A 2,600-nucleotide genomic window follows, 5' to 3' on the forward strand; every position below is an offset into this window, starting at 1 on the left:
TCAGTACCAGTGGGGGGAGCGGGACAGGAACGCCTCGTAGGCCCGGCACGGGCTGCCGTAGCGATCCTCGATGTAGCCGAGGCCCCAGCTGATCTGCGTCGCGGGGTTGGTGAGCCAGTCGCTGCCGGCGCTCGCCATCTTCCAGCCGGGTAGCGACTGCGGGATGCCGTACGCCCCCGAGCTCGGGTTCGTCGCGCTCCAGCTCCACCCGGACTCCCGGTGCCAGAGCGTCACGAGGCAGGTGAACTCCCCGGGGTCCCACCCGCGGTCGGCGACCATGGTGCGGGCGATCTCCTGCGAGGCACGGGCGCTGGTCCCTGAGGCCTGGACGCCGATCAGTGTTCCGCCGAGGCTGGCGGCGGCCTCCCGCAGGCTCGCGAGGTCGGCGGCCCCCTGCTCGAGCTCGGCGAGGCGCTCGCTGAGGGCCTCCTGGCGTTCGCCCAGCGCGGCGGCCTCCCTGCCGGCCTCCTCGGCGGCCTTCTCGGCGGCGGCACGGGTCGCCTCCGCGGTCGCGAGCAGGGCTGCCTCGCCGTCGCGTGCCGAGGTCACGAGGTAGTCCCGACGCTTCGCGTCGGCTGCGGCCAGCTTGGCGGCGTCGACGGTCTCGCGGGCCCCGGTGGCCTGGTGGTCCATGACGACGGACAGGTCGGACATCACGTTCGGGGGCGAGAGCAACAACGTGGTCAGGCTCTGCAGGTCGCTGCCCTGCATGTACATCAGGGCCGCGCTGCCCGACAGCGCCCGGTCGGCGGCCGCGCTCTCGCTCCTGGCTCGGGCCAGGTCGACCGTTGCCCGCCGGACGGCCTCCTCGGCGTCCGCGAGGTCCTTCGCGGCCTGCTCGTGCGCGGCAACGGAATCGGACACCGCACGCTGCAGGGTCTCGAGCCTGGCCTGGGCCTTCTCGACCTCGGCGGTGATCTCGGCGACCTCCTTGGCGACCGCCGCCGCCTTCGCCTCGGCCTGCGTGACCTCACCGGCGCTCGGGACGGTCGGTCCGGGGGCGGGAGCCGCCGCTGACGCCGAGGCAGCCGGTACGGCGAGGGCCACCGCCGCGGCCAGCACGGCGACAGAGCTCGCGCGGGTCCGCAGCGAAAGGCTCACCCGTGAATCATCCCCCGAGATCCGGCCGGTGTCACCCAGATGCTCGGGATTGGCCGCGACGAGCAGTTGCCCGCGGTGGGTCCGGGTGTGGGCGCTGCCGGATACCCTCACGACCGTGAGCCTCGAGGACACCGACCTGTTCGGCGCAGCAGCCGCGGACGCTGCGGGAGCCGACCACCCGGCATCCATCGCACCCCTCGCCGTGCGCATGAGGCCGCGCACCCTGGCGGAGGTGCGCGGGCAGGGTGACGTGCTGCGACAGGGCAGCCCGCTGCGCCGGCTCATCGAGGGCAGTGCGGGTGCGGCCGGCCCGATCTCGGCGATCCTCTGGGGCCCGCCGGGCACCGGGAAGACCACGCTGGCGCACCTCGTCGCCACCGCCGCCGACCGCGAGTTCGTCGAGCTGTCGGCGGTCACGGCAGGGGTCAAGGACGTGCGGGCCGTGATGCAGCAGGCCACCCGGGCGCGCCAGCTGTACGGCCGGCAGACCGTGCTCTTCCTCGACGAGATCCACCGCTTCACCAAGGCCCAGCAGGATGCCCTGCTCCCCGGCGTGGAGAACCGCCAAGTCGTCCTCGTCGCCGCGACGACGGAGAACCCGTCGTTCTCGGTGATCGCCCCGCTGCTGTCCCGCTCGATGCTCGTCACGCTCGTGCCGCTCACCGATGGCGACATCGCCGACGTCCTCGCGAGTGCGGTGGCGGATGAGCGTGGGTTGGCCGGCGCCTACCGCCTCGACGACGACGCCAGCGAGCACCTCGTGCGACTGGCCGGCGGCGACGCTCGGCGGGCACTGACCTTCCTCGAGGCGGCGGCGGGAGTCACCGAGGATGCCGTGGCGCCGGGCGCGCCCCGCCCGGACGTCCTGCCGATCACCCTCGCGCAGTGCGAGCAGGCCGTCGCCCACGCCGCCGTTCGCTACGACCGCACCGGCGACCAGCACTACGACGTCGCCTCGGCCCTCATCAAGTCCATGCGCGGCTCCGACGTCGATGCGGCGCTGCACTACCTCGCGAGGATGCTCGAGGCCGGCGAGGACCCGCGCTTCATCGCGCGGCGGATCGTCATCTCGGCGTCCGAGGACGTCGGGCTCGGTGACCCGACCGCGCTCCAGACCGCCGTCGCGGCCATGCACGCCGTCGCCCAGATCGGGATGCCGGAGGCGCGGATCATCCTCGCTCAGGCGGTGGTCCACAACGCCATCGCGCCCAAGTCCAACGCGGCCTACGTGGGCATCAACGAGGCCATCGCCGACGTCCGGGCCGGCCGCGGGGGCCCGGTCCCGGCGCACCTGCGGGGCAGCGGCTACGCCGGGGCGGCTCGCCTCGGTCACGGCAAGGGCTACGTCTACGCCCACGACGAACCGGATGCCGTCGCGGCGCAGCAGTACCTGCCCGACGACCTCGCGGGCACCACCGACTACTACCGCCCGAGCGACCGCGGCTTCGAGGCGCGGCTCCAGGAGCGCTGGACGTGGCTCAAGGGCCGCCTCGGACGCT

The 2,600-nt window shown here is 73.7% G+C and carries 2 protein-coding genes; one reads left to right on the top strand and one right to left on the bottom strand.

From position 1 onward, the window contains the following. Positions 1-1,212: an aggregation-promoting factor C-terminal-like domain-containing protein gene (locus PLL68_RS01445; RefSeq protein WP_324530955.1), complete on the bottom strand. Its 1,212-nt coding sequence runs from the start codon at positions 1,210-1,212 to the stop codon at positions 1-3. 4 nt (positions 1,213-1,216) lie between these two features. Here PLL68_RS01445 and PLL68_RS01450 point away from each other — a divergent pair. After that, positions 1,217-2,600 (top strand): replication-associated recombination protein A (locus PLL68_RS01450; protein ID WP_486657075.1); only part of this gene is annotated, 1,384 nt, incomplete at its 3' end.

This window comes from Ornithinibacter sp., assembly GCF_035443565.1.
GTDB lineage: Bacteria > Actinomycetota > Actinomycetes > Actinomycetales > Dermatophilaceae > Fodinibacter.